We start from the raw sequence: 17933 nt of genomic DNA, 5'->3' as shown, positions 1-17933 counted from the left end.
CGCGGCCAAGCTGAGACATGCCGCCGAGCCGAGGCGGCGCCCGCCCACCGAGAACCCCTCGAACGCTCCCCCTTGACGAGGAAGCGAGACAGGTATTACATGTATCTCATGACCCGGACGCCCCGGTAGCAGGGGGCGGAAGGGTGCTGCTTGACCTGCGCAAACTCCGCCCGGAGGACCCCGTGAAACGGGTCTGAAGGAAGTGGTCGTTGCTTGAGAACTGAACAGTGATCGTGCGGGACTGACGCGGGAGCGGCGGTCGCGGTAGGTGTCTAGGGCGAGGGCCCGGGGGCAAACCGCTGCGATGAACGTCGTTCCTCTCCGACGCGCTTGGCAGGCGCTGGCCGGTGACAGCTACGGAGAAGGACAGCGGGGCCCCAACGCACGTGGCGGGATGAGAAGACCGCCCCCGAGTCGGCCGGGTGATGCCGTCGGCGGCACGACATGCCACCTGCACCAGCTCTGCATGATCGCGGAGCGCACGTGCAGCCGCCCTGCTGGCGTCAGAGCAGTGACGATGACGCACCGACTCAGGCTCGGGACCGGGCCGCCGTGGCAACGGCGCTCCGGTGAAGCCTGCCCCTTACCCCTCCGAGCAGGAGGTTTCCGATGCAACGACCGCTTGGGGCGCCGCCCGTGCTGGACCGGCACGGCGCCGGCTACGCCCACCGCGTCACCACCGCGCACTCCAACTTTCCGCGCGGTTGAGCACCAGTGCTCACGGTCCCCGCTGTCCGGCCGCCACGCAGGCGACGCCGGGCGGCGGGGGTCGTGATCGCTCGTACTCCACTGACCTGGACCTTGTGAGGACCCTGATGGAATCCACGATCACCAGCATCATCGCTGTGCTGGGCACCCTTGGCGGTGCCCTGGTCGCTGGCGTGCTGCACAGCCGCAGCGCCGCCCGCACCGCGCACGCCGCGTTCGTGGCCGCCGCGGCGCGGTGCATCAACGGCGTCTGAGCGGCCCGCCCGCCGTGCTCCGCACCTGCGCCGGGTGCGGGGTGCGGCGGCCGGACCGCCCGGCCGCCACCACGAAGGAGCCGTCATGGCGACGAACCGCGACAACCGCAACGAGGCCGCCGACGTTGAGGCCGACACGCTGACGCAGGTCGGGGCCGTCACCGGTGCGACGCACCTCGGTGACGGCGGCCGGGCCACGAGCACGGAGGTGCACGGCGACGGCACCACCGTCATCAACGGTGACCACACGCACACCAACGTCAGCCACACCTTCAACCGCTAGGCCGGACCTGGCGCTGCCCGGTTGCCTCCTCCGCCCGTCGCGTACGGGCGGAGCGAGGGGAGCCGCCCCGGTGTCGCTCCTGGCTTCACGGGAGATTCCGCATGTCGAAGTGCTCCACCTGCGTGTTCTGCCGCATCGTCGCCGGTGCGGCGCCGGCCACGGTAGTGGCCCGCTGGAACGACGCGCTGGCGATCGTGCCGCTGGGCCCGGTCACCCCCGGGCACGTCCTGGTGATCCCGGCCGTGCACGTGGCCGACGCCACCGAGGACCCGGCGGTGACCGGCGCGACGATGACCCGCGCCGCCGAGTACGCCGCGAGTGTCGGCGGCTCCCTGAACCTCATCACCTCGAAAGGTCGAGAGGCGACGACGAGCTGTCGCTGCCCTGGACGCCGCAGCAGGCCGCGGCCCGGCCTTCCGGCTGTCCCCGCGCCGACCTCTCTGAAGAGGAGTGATCATGTCCCCTCAGCTTTCTCTGCCGCGCGAACTGCCCGCGGGCAGCACCCGTTCCCTTCCCGTCCTGGACGCCGCGGCGGAAGTCCTGCGTGCCGCGGGTGAGGACGTGCACGTCGTGTACTCCGCGCACGGCGACACCTTCAAGATCGTGCCCCGGGAGGCGTCGTGAGCGACCGCGCCGTGCTGCCCGCCGTTGAGATCACCTCGTTCGGCTACCTGCACGCAGAGCCGCCGTCGGCACACCTGACGCTGGACCTGCGCCACCACTTCCGTGACCCGCACGTCTCGCCGCAGCTGCGCTACATGACCGCTCATGACGAGCCGGTCCGTCGCGCCGTGGCCGCCACGGCGGGCATCAGCGCCCTGGTGGAGGCGGCGGCCCGTACGGTCGGCGCGTTCGCCTCCGGGCCCAGCGCCGGGACGGTGCTGGTCGCCACCGGCTGCGCGGGAGGCCGGCACCGGGCGCCTGCTGTGGCCATGGCGCTGGCCGACCGGCTGGGCCAGGACGGCTACAGCGTCCTCGTCCGTCACCGCGACATCGGCGCCCCGGTCGTACGCCGCTGACCTCCCGCCACCGTGCTCCGCATCCGTTCCGGGTGCGGGGTGCGGTGGCCGGATGGTCAGGCTGCGACGAACCGCAGGAGTCTTCATGGGCAAGCGCGTACGCAACGAGATCAACGGTGGTGCCGAGAACCGCGGCACGGTGTTCCAGGCCGGGGAGATCGGCACCTTCACCGACGGCGGCGCCGGAGCGGTGCACACCGGCGACGGCGACACGCACGAGAACACCCGCACCGGCGCCACCTACACCGACACCAGCGTCCGAGAGGACGGGGTGGACGGCGTGCACATCACCGGCGGCAACCGCGGCGGGCTCACCTTCAACGCCTGATGCGGTGCGGCGGCCCTGGCCTCTTCGGCCGGGACCGTCGGCTGCCCGATCCGCCCGTCCCGTGCGGGCGGTGAGGGGAGCTTTCCGTGCTCCGCCAGATCAGGACTCTCGACAGGAGACAGTAATGGCGATCAACTTCCGCCCCGGCAGCACGTTCGGGTTTTCCGACGGTGAGGTCTCGACGCCCGAGCCTGAGAACGCCGATCAGGTGAAGGTCACCACCACGACCAGCACACAGGACGGCGTGACGGTCACGACCACCACGTACGAGGACCGGGACGACGACAGCCGTCGCTGACCAGCCCCAGCCTTCATGAACGGCCGTGGCCCCGGGGTGTCTGCCCGGGGCCGTCGGCTGCCCGATCCGCCGGTCGCATACCGGCGGTGAGGGGAGCCGGGACGCGCCCGGCTCCGGAGGGAGCCGTCATGACCCAGACCGTGCACTACACCGCCGACGTGGTGGCCGTGACGCAGGACCACCACGTTCTCCTGATCGAGCGTGACTGGCCACCGTTTGAGGGTCAGTGGGCCCTGCCCGGCGGTCACGTCGATGCGGGGGAGCACAGCCGCGAGGCCGCCGCGCGGGAGCTGGAAGAAGAAACCGGCGTCCGCGTGGCCTCCGGGGACTTGAGCCCGGTGGGAACGTGGGCCGGGCGGGACCGCGACCCGCGCGGCTGGTACGCCACGGACGTGTACCTGACCCGGGTGCCCGCGAGGACGCCCGTCACGGCCGGGGACGACGCCCGCGACGCCCGGTGGTGGCCGCTCGACGGCCTGCCGCAGCTTGCGTTCGACCACGCCGACATCATCGCGGTCGCCCGCCTGGCCCCTTCCGGCACCGGCCGCCCGGCTGGTGCCGCCGGCTGGCCTGAGGGCGTCTTCGCCCGGTACCTCACCGTCGCCGGGGCCACCGTGGACCTGATCAAGCGGTACGACACCTGGTCCGTCCCTGACCCGGCCGATGTCCTTGGTCGTTGCTCGGGCTGCTGGCGGGACGAGATCCACGCCACCGACCCCACGGACGATTTCGAGCGGGAGTCGCGCACGTGGGCCCAGCAGCACGCCGAGCAGTGCCGGGCCCTGCCCCGGCCGGCGCAGTCCTGACCGGCTGCTCTTGTCCCGCACCGGCGCCGGCCGTCCGGCCGCGCCCTTCACGAACGGCCGCAGCCCCGGGGGACGCACCCCCCGGGGCTGCTCTCTGGGCCGTTCCGTCTGAGAGGACACACGACCCATGGCCACTGTACGAATGCTGGCCGCCGTCGGGGACCCGATGCAGGGACCGACGGCGGCGGACCTGGACGCCATCGAGCAGGAGATGCCCGTCATCCTCGCGGAACGGGACCTGCTGGACGCGGAGATTGCCGTCCTGGACCGCACCCCGACCCTGCTGGACGAACAGCGCCTGCGCCGCGCCCGGCGCCGGCTGCTGGCCGCCCGCCGGGACCTGGCCAACCGCACCACCGAGACCGTGCCGGAGGTGGGGGCATGACCACCCTGCCTGAGGCACTGAGCGCCGCGCACGCCGAAGTGAAGGCCGAGATCGCGCGCACCGACACCAAAGTTGCCCTGCTGATCGCCTTTGAGGGCGCGGTCCTGGCCGGCACGGCTACGGCCGCGACGGCCCTGCGGGTGCCGCTGGCGGCGCGTCTGATCGCCGCACTGGGCATCGCGGCCCTGCTGGCCGCCGTCGCCCTGCTGCTGATGACGGCCCGCCCCAACCTCGGCGGCGCCCGCCCGTGCGGATTTCCGCGCTGGGCCACGATGACCGGCGCCGAGATCCGCGACGACCTGCTGATCGGCGACCGGGCGCAGCACGTCCGGGTCCTGTCGCGCATCGCGGTGACCAAGTACGGCCGCTTGAGGCGCGCCATCGACCTGACCCTCGTCGGCGGTCTGCTGCTGGTTGTGGCCGCCGCCCTCACCGCGGGGGGCGTGTCATGAAGCGCCGTCCGCACGCCCGGCTGCGGCACCGCCTCTACCGCCGCCTGCACCCGCGCGTCTACCGCGCCGGCGCTCTTGCCGAACAGCGGCACCCGCTGGACGGCCCGCTGGACTACACCCGCACCGACGTGAGCGCCGCGCCGTCGATGGCCGCCGCGAAGGAGCGTCTGGGGATTCCGCCGGTCGTCGTGCTCTGCGGCAGCACCCGCTTCTGGGAGCGGATGGCCGCCGCGGCGTGGTCGGAGACCTTGCGCGGCCGGATCGTCGTGCGCCCGGATGTGGACATGAAGCGTCCGCGTCAGGGCTACGCGGACGCCGTCGCGGTCAAAACCGACCTGGACGCGCTGCACCGCGCGAAGATCCGCCTTGCGGACGAGGTGCTGGTGGTCGGCGACTACATCGGCGACAGCACCCGCGCCGAAATTGCCTATGCCCGTGAGCTGGGCATGCCGGTCCGTTTCACTCATCCCGAGGTGGACGCCCCGGCGCCCGCCTCAGCCCTGGAAGGGGCCGCATCATGATCCGTATCGTGGGGGCGGCCCGTCTCGCCGCGCTGCATACCGACCTCGACGCCGCTCGCAGCCGCGTCCAGGAGTTGCTGAAAGCGCTGGACGTGCAGTGGGCCGACCATATCCAGTGCGTGCTGGAGATGGCCGAACAGCGCGAGGGCGCCGAACGGGCTGCGCTCGCGGCCACCGAGGAGACCGAGCGGCTGAGGCGGGCGGCGGTGGCCGCGCTGCTGGTCATCGCCCGTCAGCAGCAGCGCATCGGTGAGCTGGAAGAGGAGGCCGGCCGCCTGGCACAGGACCGGCACCGGTGGATGCACCGGTACCACAAGGAGGCACGCACCTACTGGGACGGGGAGCCTCCCGCCGGGGAGTGCTGCGCCGACTGCGACCGGCCGGCGGACGACGGCCCCTGTCCGGAGCACCATCCGGGCACGGTCGCCGGGCGTCTGCGGGCCTGTGTCGCCGAGCTGGAACAGCGGCTCACCGCCGCCCGCCCGGCGCCGGCGTGGCTGTACCTGCTGCGCCACTTCGGGGAGCCGCACAGCTTGCACCCCACGCAGGAGGCCGCCAAGGCGCACGCGGTCGTCTGCGGCGCGCCGCGTACTGGGTGGGGCCCTTCGGGCCTGCCGCCCGCCGAGATCGCCTGGCGGGTGGAGGCCGTGGCCGTGGTCCACGAGCAGGAGCAGGGCGCGGCGCGCCGTGATGCCGCGTGATTCCCGACGTGTTTGCGTCCTGGCCGGGCATGACCGGCGGTTCCCCGTGGCTACTGCTGCCGCTGGCCGTGGCCGCGCTCGCCGCGGTCGCGCTGGTGGCGTGGCGGCTGCACCGGTCGGTGTGGCTGGCCGGCATCGGCCCTCAGGCCGTCGTGGCCCTCGGGGGCGTTGCGGTGAGCGTGTATGGCCTGTGGGGTTTCGCCATCGAGACCGTGCACCTGCCGGAACTGCTGGCCGCGGCGTTCATCTGCGTCTTCGACGCGGCGGAGATGGTGCTGCTGGTGATGCTCTACCGCGCCGCCGACCCGGAGGTCGGGTGGACGCGGGAGCTGCGACTGATGCACCGCACCGCCTGGACCCTGGTGGGCTTCTCCGGCGCGATGAACGCCGTGCACGCTGCGTCCTGGTGGGCCAAGCCGGTGCTGGCGGCGGTACCGGCCCTGGCCGCGTGGCTGATCGAGCTGCAACTGCGCAGCAAGCTGCACGCCGTCCACGCCGATGAGGACGACGACGCGCGTCCGGGTCCGGCCCGGCTGCTGGCCCTGTTGTGGCAGCACGCCTGGGCGGCGGTTTTCGCTCTGCTCGGGCTGGACGCCCGCTCGTCGTCGTCGGCCATCACCCGCGCCGCGCAGGCCCAGCGGGCCGCACAGCGCGTCTACCGCCTGCGCCTGGCCCTGGAGAACCCGGCGCCGGCGGTGACCAGCAGTCCGCGGGCACTGCGGCGGTCCGGCCGGCGCACCGAGCGGCTGCGCCGCCGGGCCCAGACCGCGCTGGATAGGGCGGACGTGGGCACCGACACCCGTCAGAGCCTGGCCCTGGCCCAGCGAATGACCACCTTGACCCGCGCGGCGGAGGTGGCGCTGCTCGACTACACCGACACCCCGAAGGTGGTGGCGACGTTCGAGGGCCTGGCCGTCACACCGGCCGCCGACCGCATCACCGCATCGGCGGCCGCGCGGGAAGCCGAGGACGCGCGGCAGCGCGCGGATGCCGCGCGGGTGCGCGCGGAAAGCGAGCGGCAGGAGGCCGACGCCGCGCGGCAGCGCGCGGAAGAGGAACTGTCCGCCGCGCGCCAGGAGCTGGCGCGCGTGGAAGACGCGCGGCGCAAGCTGCTTAAGGAACAGGAGGACATCAGCGAGCAGACCGAGGACGCGCGGCAGCGCGCGGCAGACGCGCGGCAGGACATCGACGCCGCGCGGCAGCGCGCGGCGGCCCTCGTGGACGCCGCGCGCACGGAGGCCGACCGCACCCGCCGCGACGCCGACCAGGCGCTGGCGGAGGTCCGGGCGGCAGCCGGTGAGCAGCAGCGCGCCCTGGACGAACTGACCGGCCGCACCGACAAGGAGCGCGGCCGGCTTCAGCAGTACGAGGGGGCGTTGCAGCAGCTCAAGGCGCAAGTGCAGGAGGCCACGCTGGTGCGTGACCGACTGCGCGGCGACCTGGCCGCCCTCGACCCGCAGGCGCCCGACGCGGCACTGACGGGCGAGGGACCGGCGTACCGCTCGGAGGCCAAGGAAGCCGGTTGGCGCTACTACTTGCACACCCTGGAGGTCTCCCAGGGGCAGCAGGAGCCGGCCGCCGGAGAACTGGCGGAGCGGTTCGGCGTGGACGTGGGCAACGCCCGCAACTGGCTGCGCGACTTCCGTGCCGCGCGCGCCGCGCAGCTTGCCGCGCGCCCGCCGCGCGCCGCCGCGCACACCGACCACCAGCGACCCGAGGGCACAAGGCGGGCAGCAGCATGACGCCGCCGGCTTTGCGTGTCCTGTCCCTGGGCGCCGGAGTGCAGTCCACCACTCTGCTGCTGCTGTCCGTCCAGGGACGCTTGCCGCGCCTGGACGCGGCGGTGTTCGCCGATACTCGCTGGGAGCCGGCTGCGGTCTATGCCCATCTCGATCGGCTGGAGCGCGAGGTGGCCGCCCCGGCGGGCATCCCGATCCTGCGGACCGGCGGCGGCAGCATCCGCGCCGACGCGCTCGATCCGGCGCACCGGTTCGCCTCCATGCCGCTGTTCGTCCGCAACCCGGACGGCACGGTCGGCATGATCCGTCGCCAGTGCACCGACGAGTACAAACTCAAAAGAATCAAGAAGAAGGTCCGGGACCTGCTTGGCTGTCCCGGCCGGCAGCGCGTGCCGGCCGGGGTCTTCGCCGAGCAGTGGATCGGCATCAGTCGTGATGAGTTCACCCGGGCCAAGGATTCGGGTATCCGCTATGCCGTCAACCGGCATCCGCTGCTCGAACTCGACTGGACACGGGCCGACTGCCTGCGCTTTCTGGCCCGCCACGGCTGGACGCACACCCCGAAGTCGGCGTGCATCGGGTGTCCGTTCCACTCCGATGCCCAGTGGCGCCACATGCGCGACCACCAGCCGGAGGAGTGGGCGGACGCGGTCGCCTTCGACCACGCCATCCGCCAGGGCAACCGGCGCGGCACCGCGGCCGGCTCCCCACTGCTCGGTCAGGCGTATCTGCACCGCTCGTGCCTGCCGCTGGACCGCGCGCCGATCGACCGGGTCAGCGCGCACGAGTGGAAGCAGCGCCAGGGCTCGCTGCTGGATCTGCTCGCCGACCAGGCCGACGAAGACGGGCCGGTGGGGTGTTCGCCGTGGACCTGCCGCAGCGAAGACCCCGATGCCCTGGCGGGGGTGGCGGTGTGAGTGAGCCGATCGTCTACGCCGCGCTGTGGCGCCCGGCCATGGAAGCGGCGGGTTTTCGCTGCCAGTGCACCGGCCAGTGCGGTAGTCGGCACGTCAAGGCCGGGGGCCGCTGCCCGCGCGAGCACGACCAGTACGCCAGCAAGCACCGCGGGCCCGTCCACCTGCTGGCCGTGCCCGCCGACCTGACCGCCAGCGACACCCTGGCATGCCGGGCCGCGGTCACGGAGCTGCGGGCCTGGTGCCCCGACTGCTACACCGCCGCCCGCGCCGCGGCCCGCAAGGCCGCCCGCACGGCCGCCGCCGCGCAGGACGGGCTGTTCGACCTGTAACCGGCCGGGCGGTGCGCCGCCCGGCCGACGGGTCTTCCCCCTCCCCCTTGTTGTAAGGAGCTTCATGTCTCCGCCCCGCCGTTTCCAGTTCGACAACCAGCTCCCTGTGCCCCGGGCCGGGCACGGGGAGGTCGTCTACCGGCCCGAACCCCTGCCGACCGCCGATACGGGCGGGCCCCGGGTCATCGTCCAGCACATCCATCAGGCGCCGCCGGACCGCACTGTTCAGCGCGTCGCGCTCGGTGCGGGGGCCGGGGCCGGGGCGGTGGCCGCGGGGGTGTGCTTCGGGCCGCTGCTGGCCACCGCCGCCGTCTCGGTCGCCACGATCCTCGTCATCGGCGGGCTGATCGTCGCGGTCGGCGTGTGGGGCGTGGTCAGCGTCGTGCGCGCCGTCTCCCCGCCCGCCCCGGACGGCAAGCCCGCGGCCCGCCGCTGACGGCGGACGGCTGCCCGCGTCGCCCCGGCCCGGCCGGGGCGGCAAGGGGAGCCGGGACCGCCCCGGACGCCGCAGGAGGACGACATGTTCGCACGCAAGAGCAGCGACAACACCGAAGCAGTGTCCCGCCACAAGGCCGCGAAGGCGGCCCTGCGCGAGAACCAGCGGGCCGAGAAGGCGGCCGGTGTCCACGAGGAGACCGACACCTTCCGTGAGCTGAACGCCGAAGCCGCCGACGCCGCCCGGGGCGTCTCGTGGTGGCGCCGCGGCTGACCGGCTGCCCCCGATCCGTCCGTCTCGTACGGGCGGTGAGGAGGACGCCGGTCAGCCGACCGGCGCCGACTCGAAGGAGCGGCCGACCATGCGCGTCAACAAATACGCGGTGACCTTGGACAACGGCGACGTGATCCGCACATCCGGCACACGGAACGAGGCACAGGCGCGAGAGGTCATCGAGCAGCACATCGAGAACGGCACCAGCGCACAGCGCGACGGCCGGCCGATCGAGGACAGCACCGACGAGCGGTGCGCCGGCCGGGCGATCGAAAGCGTCCAGCTCGTAGAGCGCGGCCGGTGGGGATGACGAGCGTCACGCCGAACACCCACTTCCAGGCCGTGGTGAACCTCGAAACGGCCGACGGTGAACTCGTCACGTACTACGGCGTCGGGTACGGCCCGGACGACGAGAGCGGCCAGCAGGTGCTGGACGGCGCCGAGCGGGCCGCGCTCGCCGAGGAGCCCGGCGGCAGCCGCGTCACCAGCTCCCGGGTCTGGCGCGCGTGAGCGGCACCCTGCCGCTGACTGCGGCTGAAAAGGCCCACCTGGCCTGGTTGGGGGCCCGCATGTGCAAGCGGGAGCTGGCCGGACCGGACGTGGACCAGAGCGACTTGCAGCGCAAGTTCGACCGCGTCCTGGACGGCGCCCGCAAGCGCGCAGAACAGAACGCCCGATCCAAGTAGCGCCCCGGGACGGCCGCCTGCCGGCAAGCACACCGGCCGTCCCGGGTCCCATCCCCCGCAGGAGAAGGGACTCTCAGTGAAGCACCCCGACGACGACTCCGAGCTGTTCAACCGGCTCGAAGCCGAAATGAGCACCGAACCGGGCGCCGATGTGGTCGACCTGGACAAGGCCCGGTCCGCCCGCATCACACCCGAACCGGGCGCCCCCGCTCCGGAGCCCCGGCCGGAGGGGCCGCAGGACCCCGCGGCGCCCCCGGTCCAGGTCGACCAGCCGACACTGGCCGCGGCCGGGCCCGGCTACCTCGGGCGCCTGGCCGCGGCCCGGCGCCGCTCGGTCATCCCGGAATGGCTGCGGTCAGTGGCGGAGCTGAAGACCGCCGCCGCCTGGGTGGCCCGGCACTACACGCACGCCACCGGGTACCACGCGCTGCGCGCCCCGGTCTACGCCGCCCGCCTGGCCTTGCAGGCCCCGGTCGGTACGGCCCGCTTCGTCGGCGGCACGCTGCGGTGGATGGCCGACCGCGAGGGCGAGCCCGTACGGCTGGCCGCGGTGCGCCGCGAGGATGCCGCCGAATACCTCAAGCTCTCCCGCCAGCGCGACGGCCGGGTACGGCTGCGCACCCTGGCCGCCGTACTGGGACTGTTCACCGGGCTGGGGGCGGCCCTGGCCCTGTACGTGCTCGCCCCGGGCTGGCTGCTGGCCCTGACCATCGGCGCGGTGACGATGGCGCTGGGAGCGGCCGGCAGCCGGGCCGACGACCCGGTCATCCACCGGGCGGTGGAGCTGCCCAAGACCACCAAACTCACCAGTGACATCGTCCTGCGGGCGTTGGGGGCGCTGGGCATCCCGGCCATCAGTCAGGCGCAGGCCAAGGGCCGCGACGGGTTCGAGTTCACTGCCCCGATCACCAGGGACGGGCCCGGCTGGCGCGCGGAGGGCAACCTCCCGTACGGCGTGACCGTGACCGACGTGATCGAGCGCCGTGAACGCCTCGCGTCCGGCCTGCGCCGGCCGCTGGGCTGCGTGTGGCCGGAGGCCGTCGCCGACGAGCACACCGGGCGGCTGGTGCTGTGGGTCGGCGACCAGGACATGTCCACGGCCAAGAAGCCCGCCTGGCCGCTGCTCAAGACCGGTTCGGTGGACCTGTTCAAGCCGGTCGCGTTCGGCACCGACCAGCGCGGACGCTGGGTGGAGATCACGCTTATGTACATCGCGGCCGTCATCGGCGCCATCCCCCGCATGGGTAAGACTTTCCTTTTGCGCCTGCTGCTGCTCATCGCGGCCCTGGACCCGCGGGCGGAGCTGCACACCTACGACCTCAAGGGCACCGGCGACCTGGACCCGGTCGGCAACGCGGTGAGCCACCGGCACCGCGCCGGGGATGAGGAAGAGGACATCGAGTACGCGGTGCGGGACCTGCGTGCGCTGCGCGAGGAACTGCGCCGGCGCGCGAAGATGATCCGTTCGCTGCCCCGGGACATCTGCCCCGAGTCCAAAGTCACGTCGGATCTGGCGAACATGAAGTCGCTCGGTCTGCACCCGATCGTGATCGGGGCGGACGAGTGTCAGGTCTGGTTCGAGCACGACAAGTACGGCAAGGAACTCGAAGAGATCTGCACCGACCTCGTCAAGCGGGGGCCTGCGACCGGGATTGTGCTGCTGCTGGCCACGCAGCGCCCCGACGCCAAGGCACTACCCACGGGCATCAGCGCGAACGCCTCGGCACGGTTCTGTCTGAAGGTCATGGGCCAGCTGGAGAACGACATGGTGCTGGGCACGTCCGCCTACAAGCGCGGCGTGCGGGCCACGATGTTCTCCTGGGCCGACAAAGGCATCCACTACTTCGTCGGTGAAGGCGCGGACGCTCGCATCGCCGGCGCGGTGTATGTGGACGCCCCGGCCGCCGAAGCCATCGGTGCCCGCGCCCGCAAAGCCCGCGAACGGGCGGGAACGCTGTCCGGGTACGCGCTGGGGGAAGAACCGCAGGCGGACGCGCGCGCAGCCTATGACCTGCTCGCCGACATCCTGGCCGTGGTGCACGAGAAGACACCCCGGCCGTGGAACGACACCACGGTCGATCTGCTCGCCGAACTACGCCCCGAGGTCTACGGGCCATGGGCCGACCTGGAACCGGCGGAGAAGGCCGCACAGCTCACCACCGCGCTCAAGCCGTACGGCATCAGCACCGGACAGGTGGGCCGCCGCGTCAACGGCAAGACCGTCAACCGCACCGGCTTCACCCGGGCGCACATCATCCAGGCCATCACGCAGCGCGACCAGAAACGGGCCGCAGGCTGACCCCGGAATGCGTCTAGCGCTAGACGGTCGCACCTCTAGCGCTAGACCCTCCGCTAGCGCCCTGAACCGGACTTGATCAGGCCGCTAGCCGTTAGCGGCCCACCTGCGCAAACCTCGGAATTCCCCCTGGAAGGGCTTCTGATGCCCCCTGCCCTGCTCGCTATCGCCCTCTGGCTCACCGTCACGCTCGGTTACGCCGCGCTGTGTGCGGGCAGCCCGTTCGGCCGCTGCCGACGCTGCTCCGGTCTCGGCTTCCAGCTCACCACCGACCGCAAGGGAAGGCCCCGGCGCGGCAAGCACTGCCGCCGCTGCGACGGCCACGGCATCCGCATCCGCACCGGCCGCCGCCTGTACAACCTGGCCGCCCGCATCCACCGCGACGGCACCCGCTGACCGTCCCGCACCGCGAAGGAGGTACCGCCGTGGCGGTCACCGTCTCGTTCGTCGCCCTGTTCGGCCTGGTCCTGTTCTTCCTGCTGCGCTCCAAGTCGCTGAGCTGGGGAGCCGCCTTCATCGCCGTGATGTTCGGCTTCTACCTCGCCTCTACCGGCGCCGCCAAGCCCGTGACCCAGCTCAGCGAAGCCGTGGTCAACGCCATCGGCAACCTCTAAGGAGCATCACCGTGTTCGAAATCCGCGTCGTCTGCAACGCCGCCGACACCGGGCCGGTCACCGCCGCGCTCGAAGCCGCCTTCCGCACCGGCGCCGTGCGCCGCTACCCCTCGCGCAGCGCCCCGGGCCAGGAGCGGCTGTACGTCACCGCCGACCACCAGCCCGACCCCGCCGGACAGCCAGCCCGCACGTGGCCGTCGCCGGACGCCGCCTACGCCGGCGCGCCGGTCCTGACCGACGAACTGGCCTGGGTCGCCGAAACCGTCGCAGCGGCGGCGGACCGCAGCGGCCCGGCCGATCGTACGTTCTGCCTGCGCCGGGCCGCCGCCCTGGACCGCATCGCGCTCCTGGACGACACCCTCCACGTCTCCAGCGACACCCCCGAAGTGGCCACCGAAGCCGCCCGACACCTGCTCGCTCTGGACCGCAACGCCGGCGACGACAGCCGCAGCGCCGGCACCGTCCCGCCGCACACCTTGGACGCCGCCCGCGACCCGCGCGGCTACGTCCGCCAGGAGTACGCCGTCTGGCACCGCCGGAACCTGGCCGCCGCCGACCGGCCCGTGCGGGGGGCGAAGTGAACCGGCTCCTGCGCGGCCCGGACGGCCGTCACTGGGACGAAGAGGAATTCGACCACTTCGACCAGGAGGCCAAGCAGCGGGTGGTCATGCTGACGGCAGCGCCAGCACCGCCACTGCACTTCGCCGGCCCCGGGACCGAAGAACAGCCCCCGCCTGGACCGTCCACAGCCCTCGCAGTCGTACATAACCTCGCTCCTTTGCCTCTCGTCGGCGCCGAAACGCTGGGCATCGCCATTGTCGCCGTGCTCGTTGCTCGCCCGCTGCGGGCCGTTCAGGGGAGGGGCCAGCCTACGAACCCGTGTTCGTCCTGGTAGACCAGTCCGATTCCCTCTTCAACCAGCAGTTGCTGTACGTCGGGCGTGGGTGCACTGGGCAGCAGCACGGCGACGCGCAGCGTCTCACGCCCGGGGACATGCCGGCGGTAGTCGAGTAGCTGCCCGATGGCCATACGCACAGCGCTGCGGGTCGCGTTGCCCTTGGCCTCGTACAGCACGTTGTCGGTGATGTCGTACAGGTCAGGAATGAGGGAACCCGCTTCGCCCTCGATGGTGATCTGGAAGCTCTTGAACTGATGGCCGGCAGCGGTCAGATGCTCTTCGAAGGCCGTGACCAACGTCCCTTCTCGACGCACTACTTCGCGTTCGCCGGCGGCGATCCGGGCGACGGTGGTTGCGGTCGCGTGCTTCTCGGTGGCCTTGTCCTTGGCCCCCGTCTTCTTGACCTTGGGGGCGGGGGTACTCGGCTTGGGGCTGGAGGGCAGGTCTACGACCTGGTTGACCGTGGCTGGAGGCTGAGCGTCATTAGGCTTGAGTACCCACGTAACTCCCTCCATAGGGCGCAAGCGGAAGACGAACACACGGCGCATGTCGCCGTTATGGTCGGGCGCCCATCGCTCTACATACGGGAGCACCGGGTCCACAAAGGCCTGTCCGACGAACCGCTGCTTCACCCCACCAGGTGTGCCCTTCTTGCTGGCCGCTACGAAGAGCATGACTACCCGACCGTCGTCGACACTGTCCAAGAGCGCCTTGTTGCCGTCGGTCATCTTCTGATCGCCGTAGACGCCTTCACCGGTGTAGTGGAACACCAGCCCGTGCTCATCGTCGACGTAGCCATCGAAGGTGTAGCCGTACTTCACTCCCTGTGAGGGGTCGGAGTAGGCAAGCACCGTCTCGCCGTTCGCGGGGGTCTGGATGCCCCCTTGAATGCCTCCGCCGAAGCGGCTCTTCATCTCGGTGCGGTTGGTGATCGTCCCTGGAGCAAGGTCAAGCATCGTCATACGGCGAATCTATCCGCCCCCACTGACAACCCCCGATCGCGCCCACAGGCGCACCGAGGACGGCCCCTCACGCCAATGAAACGGGCCGCCCTCGCACCCCCAGAGAGCACTGGAGGCATCCAGCATGACCCAACTTGCCCCCTCCCCGCGAGCGGCCAACGAGACGACGTTGAAGCCGGCCGCGCTCCGACTTCTACGCGAGATCGCCCGACGTGACGCCGGCGACGGCGTGATGTTCGTGCCCGCGCCATGCGGCCGCTGGCGTCTGGACGGCACCACGTACGTGGTGGCCGATCGCAGCTTTCACCCGCTCGACGCCGCCGGCTACGTGGACGTAGGCAACGGCCGCACCGATCCTGCGCACATCACCCGCGCCGGCCACGCTTACTTGGCCACGATGGACGGCAGGGCTGCGGCATGACCGCGCCGTACCGTACGGCTTTGGACCTTGCCGCGGCCGGCGTGCCGGTGCTACCGCTGCGGGCCGGGAAGCTGCCCATGGGCAACTGCCCGGCATGCGCCAACAACGCGTGCGGTGGGCGCCCGAACATGAAGACCCCCGGCCCCTGCACCTGCCCGGCTCCCTGTCACGGCTGGGCTGCCGCCACCGCCGACACCGGCGTCATCGCCTCGCCTACGTGGGCGACCGCATGGCAGGGCGCCAGGGCGGTCGCCTACCACCCCGGCGGCGCCGGACTGACCGTGGTGGACCTCGACGACGACGCGGCCATTAGCTGGGCACGGGCCAGCCTGCCGCGCACCGTGGTCGTGGCGACCACCCGCGGCCAGCACTGGCTCTACCGCGGCACGATGCCGTCCGCCAACGGGGTCCGGCCCGGAGTGGACATCAAGTCCCGCATGGCCTACGCCCGCTGGCCCAGCCCCGGTCCCGGCACGCCGCCCGGCCTGCTGGCCCGCACGGCCGGCCTGCCCGACGCCGTGCGCGCCCTGGCCGCGAAGAAGCCGGCCGCGGCCCGGCCGGTCATCGCCGCGCCCGTGCCCGCCGGCGGCGGGCCGTGCCCGCACCGCACGCCCGCGTACCTGGAACGGGGCGTCACCATGGCGGAGCAGCGCATCACCGAGGCCACCTGTGTGATCCACACGACCGTGTACCGCACGTTCTTGGCGGTGCTGTCGGTGCACGGCCGGTGCGGCTGCCTCACCGACACCCACGTGGCGCGGCTGTTCGCCGCCGCGCAGGCCAAGGGCGAATCGGCGCGGCACTGCGCTGACGCGTGGGCCAACGCCCGCGCCCGGCTGGGGGTGTAGCCGTGTCCGAGGACGACAAGCCCCCGGCACGGGAGGTCATCACCGACTACGCGCAGGCCCACTTCCGCTACTTCCGCACCGCGGACGGGACCGTGTACGCGCAGCGGAACGGCCACCCCGTGGCCCGCCCGATCCGCTCGCAGGGCACCACCGGCAGCCACCGCCAGGAACTCATGGTCGGCCTGTTCAAGGACGGGCGCGGCGTGTTCAACGGCACCGCCCTCAAGGAGGCACTGGACTTGATCGAAGCACTCGCACTGACCGAGCACGTCCAGCCCGTGCACATCCGCGTCGCCCCCGGCTTCGACGGCGCCACCTGGCTCGACCTGGGCCGCGCCGACGGACAGTCCGTGCGCATCCACCCCACCGGCTGGGACATCACCGTCCCCGACCCGCGCGAGGTGTGCTGGCGCCGCACCCAGCTCACCGGGGAACTGCCGCTGCCCGCGAAGGACACCGACGGCAAGGGCATCGACCTGCTGATGCGGCTGTGCAACTTCGCCACCGCGCAGACCGAGGGCCTGGCTATCGCCTGGCTGATCGGCTGCCTCGGGCCCGGCGTGCCCGTCCCCGCCCCGTTCCTCACCGGCCCCCAGGGCGCGGGCAAGTCCACCGGCGGCCGGATGCTCGTACGGATCGTCGAAGGCATGAGCGGAGACCTGCGCCGCGCCCCGAAGGATGAAGAAAGCCTCATCACGGCAGTGGCGGCCGGATGGATCACCGCCCTGGACAACCTCTCCCACATGACCCCGGACCTGTCGGACGCGATGTGCTGCATCGTCACCGGCGCCGAAAGCGTCAAACGCGCCCTGTTCACCGACGGGGACGTGCACCGCGCCCGCTACCGCCGCCCCCTACTGCTGACCGGGATCGATGTGGGGGTCATCCGGCCCGACCTCGCCGAACGCCTCCTGCCCCTGCGCCTGGACCGCCCCCGCGTGCGGCGCACCGAAGCGGAACTGTGGTCGGAGTACGCCGAAGTGCTGCCGACCGTCCTCGGGTCCCTGCTGGATCTGACAGTCAAGGTGCGAGCGGCGCAGGCGGAAACCCCCACCGACCTGCGGATGGCGGACTTCGCGCACCTGTGCGCGCAGCTCGACGCGGCCACCGGCTGGGCCACCCTGGACGCCTATCGGGCCAGCCTGGACGACCTCAACGACGACGTGATCGAAGGCGACCTGCTGGCGCAGACCGTCCTGCGGCACGCCGGCACCATCGCGGCCGGCCAGCAGCAGCGGAAGACCTCCACCGAGTGGCTGCACTGCCTCAGCGCCCTCTACACCGGCGACGACTTCCGCCCCCTGCCCAAAGGCTGGCCGACCACGGGCAAGGTCCTCTCAGACCGACTCAAGCGCCTCCACCCCACCCTGGCCGCCCGGGGCGTCCTCATCGACTCGGGCCGCACCATGGCGGGCCGCTACCTCGAAATGGCCCGCGTGGAAGCACCGCCGCGGCACGAGCAGCAGCAGGCGTTCTGAGCGGCGTACGCCACTGAACAAGCAAGAGGAGCACCACGCGCCACGCGCCGGGTGCTCCTCTTGCTGTTCGGCGCCCTGGCGCCCTGCAAAGGTCGTGCCGCGAAGCGGCCCCTTCTCCACGCTTGAGCGTGCCCCCGCACTACAAGAGACGCCCCTTTTTTTCCTAAGTAGGGACGGCTGCGTCATGTGCGTCATGCGCGCGCGAAAACGGCCCCTGACCAGCGGCTATAGGCATGACGCAGACGGCGCCGCCTGCGTCATGCTGCGTCATCTGCGTCATG

At 72.0% G+C, this 17933-nt stretch carries 27 protein-coding genes and 1 pseudogene; 27 read left to right on the top strand and 1 reads right to left on the bottom strand.

Annotated elements, in window-relative coordinates:
• The first annotated feature begins 815 nt into the window (after window positions 1-815).
• The 24 genes and pseudogenes from OEIGOIKO_RS41820 to OEIGOIKO_RS27275 all read left to right on the top strand — a co-directional run bounded on the left by OEIGOIKO_RS41820 (window position 816) and on the right by OEIGOIKO_RS27275 (window position 13626).
• Window positions 816-962: a hypothetical protein gene (locus OEIGOIKO_RS41820; protein ID WP_170251874.1), complete on the top strand. Its 147-nt coding sequence runs from the start codon at window positions 816-818 to the stop codon at window positions 960-962.
• A gap of 85 nt (window positions 963-1047) precedes the next feature.
• Complete coding sequence (locus OEIGOIKO_RS27375; protein ID WP_125056222.1) at window positions 1048-1245, top strand: hypothetical protein; 198 nt, start codon at window positions 1048-1050, stop codon at window positions 1243-1245.
• A gap of 101 nt (window positions 1246-1346) precedes the next feature.
• Window positions 1347-1550, top strand: a pseudogene (locus OEIGOIKO_RS43075) (HIT family protein); the annotation flags it as partial.
• 151 nt (window positions 1551-1701) lie between these two features.
• Window positions 1702-1869: a hypothetical protein gene (locus OEIGOIKO_RS41810; protein WP_170251872.1), complete on the top strand. Its 168-nt coding sequence runs from the start codon at window positions 1702-1704 to the stop codon at window positions 1867-1869.
• Window positions 1866-2264, top strand: coding sequence for a RapZ C-terminal domain-containing protein (locus tag OEIGOIKO_RS27365; RefSeq protein WP_246177560.1), 399 nt, complete (start codon window positions 1866-1868; stop codon window positions 2262-2264). Before OEIGOIKO_RS41810 ends, OEIGOIKO_RS27365 begins: the two co-directional genes overlap by 4 nt.
• 85 nt (window positions 2265-2349) lie before the next feature.
• Window positions 2350-2592, top strand: coding sequence for a hypothetical protein (locus OEIGOIKO_RS27360; RefSeq protein WP_125056221.1), 243 nt, complete (start codon window positions 2350-2352; stop codon window positions 2590-2592).
• A gap of 124 nt (window positions 2593-2716) precedes the next feature.
• Window positions 2717-2890: a hypothetical protein gene (locus OEIGOIKO_RS41805; protein ID WP_170251870.1), complete on the top strand. Its 174-nt coding sequence runs from the start codon at window positions 2717-2719 to the stop codon at window positions 2888-2890.
• 128 nt (window positions 2891-3018) lie between these two features.
• The gene (locus tag OEIGOIKO_RS43785; RefSeq protein WP_125056220.1) at window positions 3019-3696 is read left to right on the top strand and encodes an NUDIX domain-containing protein; all 678 of its coding nucleotides are present in this window, start codon (window positions 3019-3021) and stop codon (window positions 3694-3696) included.
• A 127-nt stretch (window positions 3697-3823) separates the two neighbouring features.
• Window positions 3824-4081 carry a DUF6284 family protein gene (locus tag OEIGOIKO_RS27350; protein WP_125056219.1) on the top strand — a complete coding sequence of 86 codons (258 nt, stop codon included), beginning with the start codon at window positions 3824-3826 and terminating at the stop codon, window positions 4079-4081.
• Window positions 4078-4533, top strand: coding sequence for a Pycsar system effector family protein (locus OEIGOIKO_RS27345; RefSeq protein WP_125056218.1), 456 nt, complete (start codon window positions 4078-4080; stop codon window positions 4531-4533). The genes OEIGOIKO_RS27350 and OEIGOIKO_RS27345 overlap by 4 nt, the downstream gene beginning before the upstream one ends.
• Window positions 4534-4679: 146 nt before the next feature.
• Complete coding sequence (locus OEIGOIKO_RS27340) at window positions 4680-5054, top strand: RNA-binding protein (RefSeq protein WP_125059010.1); 375 nt, start codon at window positions 4680-4682, stop codon at window positions 5052-5054.
• Window positions 5051-5755: a hypothetical protein gene (locus OEIGOIKO_RS27335; protein ID WP_125056217.1), complete on the top strand. Its 705-nt coding sequence runs from the start codon at window positions 5051-5053 to the stop codon at window positions 5753-5755. The genes OEIGOIKO_RS27340 and OEIGOIKO_RS27335 overlap by 4 nt, the downstream gene beginning before the upstream one ends.
• 29 nt (window positions 5756-5784) lie before the next feature.
• Window positions 5785-7497 (top strand): coiled-coil domain-containing protein, encoded by a 1713-nt coding sequence (locus OEIGOIKO_RS27330; RefSeq protein WP_125056216.1) that lies wholly within the window; start codon window positions 5785-5787, stop codon window positions 7495-7497.
• Window positions 7494-8411: an adenine nucleotide alpha hydrolase family protein gene (locus tag OEIGOIKO_RS27325; RefSeq protein WP_125056215.1), complete on the top strand. Its 918-nt coding sequence runs from the start codon at window positions 7494-7496 to the stop codon at window positions 8409-8411. The genes OEIGOIKO_RS27330 and OEIGOIKO_RS27325 overlap by 4 nt, the downstream gene beginning before the upstream one ends.
• Window positions 8408-8740 (top strand): hypothetical protein, encoded by a 333-nt coding sequence (locus OEIGOIKO_RS27320; protein ID WP_125055087.1) that lies wholly within the window; start codon window positions 8408-8410, stop codon window positions 8738-8740. Before OEIGOIKO_RS27325 ends, OEIGOIKO_RS27320 begins: the two co-directional genes overlap by 4 nt.
• A gap of 64 nt (window positions 8741-8804) precedes the next feature.
• Window positions 8805-9176 carry a DUF6251 family protein gene (locus OEIGOIKO_RS27315; RefSeq protein WP_125056214.1) on the top strand — a complete coding sequence of 124 codons (372 nt, stop codon included), beginning with the start codon at window positions 8805-8807 and terminating at the stop codon, window positions 9174-9176.
• Between the two features lie 84 nt (window positions 9177-9260).
• On the top strand, window positions 9261-9449 hold the full coding sequence (locus OEIGOIKO_RS27310) for a hypothetical protein (RefSeq protein WP_125056213.1): 189 nt from the start codon (window positions 9261-9263) through the stop codon (window positions 9447-9449).
• Window positions 9450-9537: 88 nt separating this feature from the next.
• A complete protein-coding gene (locus OEIGOIKO_RS27305) occupies window positions 9538-9759 on the top strand; it encodes a hypothetical protein (RefSeq protein ID WP_125056212.1) in 222 nt (73 codons plus the stop codon).
• Entirely contained in the window at window positions 9756-9959 is a 204-nt protein-coding gene (locus OEIGOIKO_RS27300; RefSeq protein ID WP_125059008.1) for a hypothetical protein, read from the top strand. The genes OEIGOIKO_RS27305 and OEIGOIKO_RS27300 overlap by 4 nt, the downstream gene beginning before the upstream one ends.
• Window positions 9956-10135, top strand: coding sequence for a DUF6257 family protein (locus tag OEIGOIKO_RS43065; protein WP_281288393.1), 180 nt, complete (start codon window positions 9956-9958; stop codon window positions 10133-10135). The genes OEIGOIKO_RS27300 and OEIGOIKO_RS43065 overlap by 4 nt, the downstream gene beginning before the upstream one ends.
• A 76-nt stretch (window positions 10136-10211) precedes the next feature.
• Complete coding sequence (locus OEIGOIKO_RS27290) at window positions 10212-12434, top strand: DUF3631 domain-containing protein (protein WP_174857225.1); 2223 nt, start codon at window positions 10212-10214, stop codon at window positions 12432-12434.
• Between the two features lie 141 nt (window positions 12435-12575).
• Window positions 12576-12827, top strand: coding sequence for a hypothetical protein (locus tag OEIGOIKO_RS27285; protein ID WP_125056210.1), 252 nt, complete (start codon window positions 12576-12578; stop codon window positions 12825-12827).
• Window positions 12828-12856: 29 nt separating this feature from the next.
• Window positions 12857-13045, top strand: coding sequence for a hypothetical protein (locus OEIGOIKO_RS27280; protein ID WP_125056209.1), 189 nt, complete (start codon window positions 12857-12859; stop codon window positions 13043-13045).
• An 11-nt stretch (window positions 13046-13056) separates the two neighbouring features.
• Window positions 13057-13626 carry a hypothetical protein gene (locus OEIGOIKO_RS27275; RefSeq protein WP_125056208.1) on the top strand — a complete coding sequence of 190 codons (570 nt, stop codon included), beginning with the start codon at window positions 13057-13059 and terminating at the stop codon, window positions 13624-13626.
• 271 nt (window positions 13627-13897) lie between these two features.
• Here the strand turns inward: OEIGOIKO_RS27275 and OEIGOIKO_RS27270 are convergent, their stop codons facing one another.
• Window positions 13898-14905, bottom strand: a complete 1008-nt coding sequence (locus OEIGOIKO_RS27270) for a hypothetical protein (RefSeq protein ID WP_125056207.1) — start codon at window positions 14903-14905, stop codon at window positions 13898-13900.
• A 124-nt stretch (window positions 14906-15029) separates the two neighbouring features.
• On the opposite strand from OEIGOIKO_RS27270, the gene OEIGOIKO_RS27265 reads away from it, so the two are divergent.
• The 3 genes from OEIGOIKO_RS27265 to OEIGOIKO_RS27255 are packed head-to-tail and all read left to right on the top strand — an operon-like array spanning window position 15030 to window position 17652.
• Entirely contained in the window at window positions 15030-15326 is a 297-nt protein-coding gene (locus OEIGOIKO_RS27265; RefSeq protein ID WP_125056206.1) for a hypothetical protein, read from the top strand.
• Window positions 15323-16174 carry a bifunctional DNA primase/polymerase gene (locus tag OEIGOIKO_RS27260; protein ID WP_125056205.1) on the top strand — a complete coding sequence of 284 codons (852 nt, stop codon included), beginning with the start codon at window positions 15323-15325 and terminating at the stop codon, window positions 16172-16174. Before OEIGOIKO_RS27265 ends, OEIGOIKO_RS27260 begins: the two co-directional genes overlap by 4 nt.
• A gap of 2 nt (window positions 16175-16176) precedes the next feature.
• On the top strand, window positions 16177-17652 hold the full coding sequence (locus OEIGOIKO_RS27255) for an ATP-binding protein (RefSeq protein ID WP_125056204.1): 1476 nt from the start codon (window positions 16177-16179) through the stop codon (window positions 17650-17652).
• Window positions 17653-17933 lie beyond the last annotated feature (281 nt).

It is taken from the genome of Streptomyces paromomycinus (assembly GCF_003865155.1).
GTDB classification, from domain to species: domain Bacteria; phylum Actinomycetota; class Actinomycetes; order Streptomycetales; family Streptomycetaceae; genus Streptomyces; species Streptomyces chrestomyceticus.
This window is presented reverse-complemented; position numbering and strand designations above follow the sequence as displayed.

Coding starts and splice junctions, on each gene's coding strand:
- OEIGOIKO_RS27375 (WP_125056222.1), top strand. CDS start 1,048: ATGGCGACGAACCGCGACAACCGCAACGAGGCCGCCGACGTTGAGGCC.
- OEIGOIKO_RS27350 (WP_125056219.1), top strand. CDS start 3,824: ATGGCCACTGTACGAATGCTGGCCGCCGTCGGGGACCCGATGCAGGGA.
- OEIGOIKO_RS27315 (WP_125056214.1), top strand. CDS start 8,805: ATGTCTCCGCCCCGCCGTTTCCAGTTCGACAACCAGCTCCCTGTGCCC.
- OEIGOIKO_RS27330 (WP_125056216.1), top strand. CDS start 5,785: ATGACCGGCGGTTCCCCGTGGCTACTGCTGCCGCTGGCCGTGGCCGCG.
- OEIGOIKO_RS27270 (WP_125056207.1), bottom strand. CDS start 14,905: ATGACGATGCTTGACCTTGCTCCAGGGACGATCACCAACCGCACCGAG.
- OEIGOIKO_RS27325 (WP_125056215.1), top strand. CDS start 7,494: ATGACGCCGCCGGCTTTGCGTGTCCTGTCCCTGGGCGCCGGAGTGCAG.
- OEIGOIKO_RS41820 (WP_170251874.1), top strand. CDS start 816: ATGGAATCCACGATCACCAGCATCATCGCTGTGCTGGGCACCCTTGGC.
- OEIGOIKO_RS43785 (WP_125056220.1), top strand. CDS start 3,019: ATGACCCAGACCGTGCACTACACCGCCGACGTGGTGGCCGTGACGCAG.
- OEIGOIKO_RS41810 (WP_170251872.1), top strand. CDS start 1,702: ATGTCCCCTCAGCTTTCTCTGCCGCGCGAACTGCCCGCGGGCAGCACC.
- OEIGOIKO_RS27310 (WP_125056213.1), top strand. CDS start 9,261: ATGTTCGCACGCAAGAGCAGCGACAACACCGAAGCAGTGTCCCGCCAC.
- OEIGOIKO_RS27345 (WP_125056218.1), top strand. CDS start 4,078: ATGACCACCCTGCCTGAGGCACTGAGCGCCGCGCACGCCGAAGTGAAG.
- OEIGOIKO_RS27335 (WP_125056217.1), top strand. CDS start 5,051: ATGATCCGTATCGTGGGGGCGGCCCGTCTCGCCGCGCTGCATACCGAC.
- OEIGOIKO_RS27305 (WP_125056212.1), top strand. CDS start 9,538: ATGCGCGTCAACAAATACGCGGTGACCTTGGACAACGGCGACGTGATC.
- OEIGOIKO_RS27340 (WP_125059010.1), top strand. CDS start 4,680: ATGGCCGCCGCGAAGGAGCGTCTGGGGATTCCGCCGGTCGTCGTGCTC.
- OEIGOIKO_RS27285 (WP_125056210.1), top strand. CDS start 12,576: ATGCCCCCTGCCCTGCTCGCTATCGCCCTCTGGCTCACCGTCACGCTC.
- OEIGOIKO_RS41805 (WP_170251870.1), top strand. CDS start 2,717: ATGGCGATCAACTTCCGCCCCGGCAGCACGTTCGGGTTTTCCGACGGT.
- OEIGOIKO_RS27300 (WP_125059008.1), top strand. CDS start 9,756: ATGACGAGCGTCACGCCGAACACCCACTTCCAGGCCGTGGTGAACCTC.
- OEIGOIKO_RS27360 (WP_125056221.1), top strand. CDS start 2,350: ATGGGCAAGCGCGTACGCAACGAGATCAACGGTGGTGCCGAGAACCGC.
- OEIGOIKO_RS27265 (WP_125056206.1), top strand. CDS start 15,030: ATGACCCAACTTGCCCCCTCCCCGCGAGCGGCCAACGAGACGACGTTG.
- OEIGOIKO_RS27260 (WP_125056205.1), top strand. CDS start 15,323: ATGACCGCGCCGTACCGTACGGCTTTGGACCTTGCCGCGGCCGGCGTG.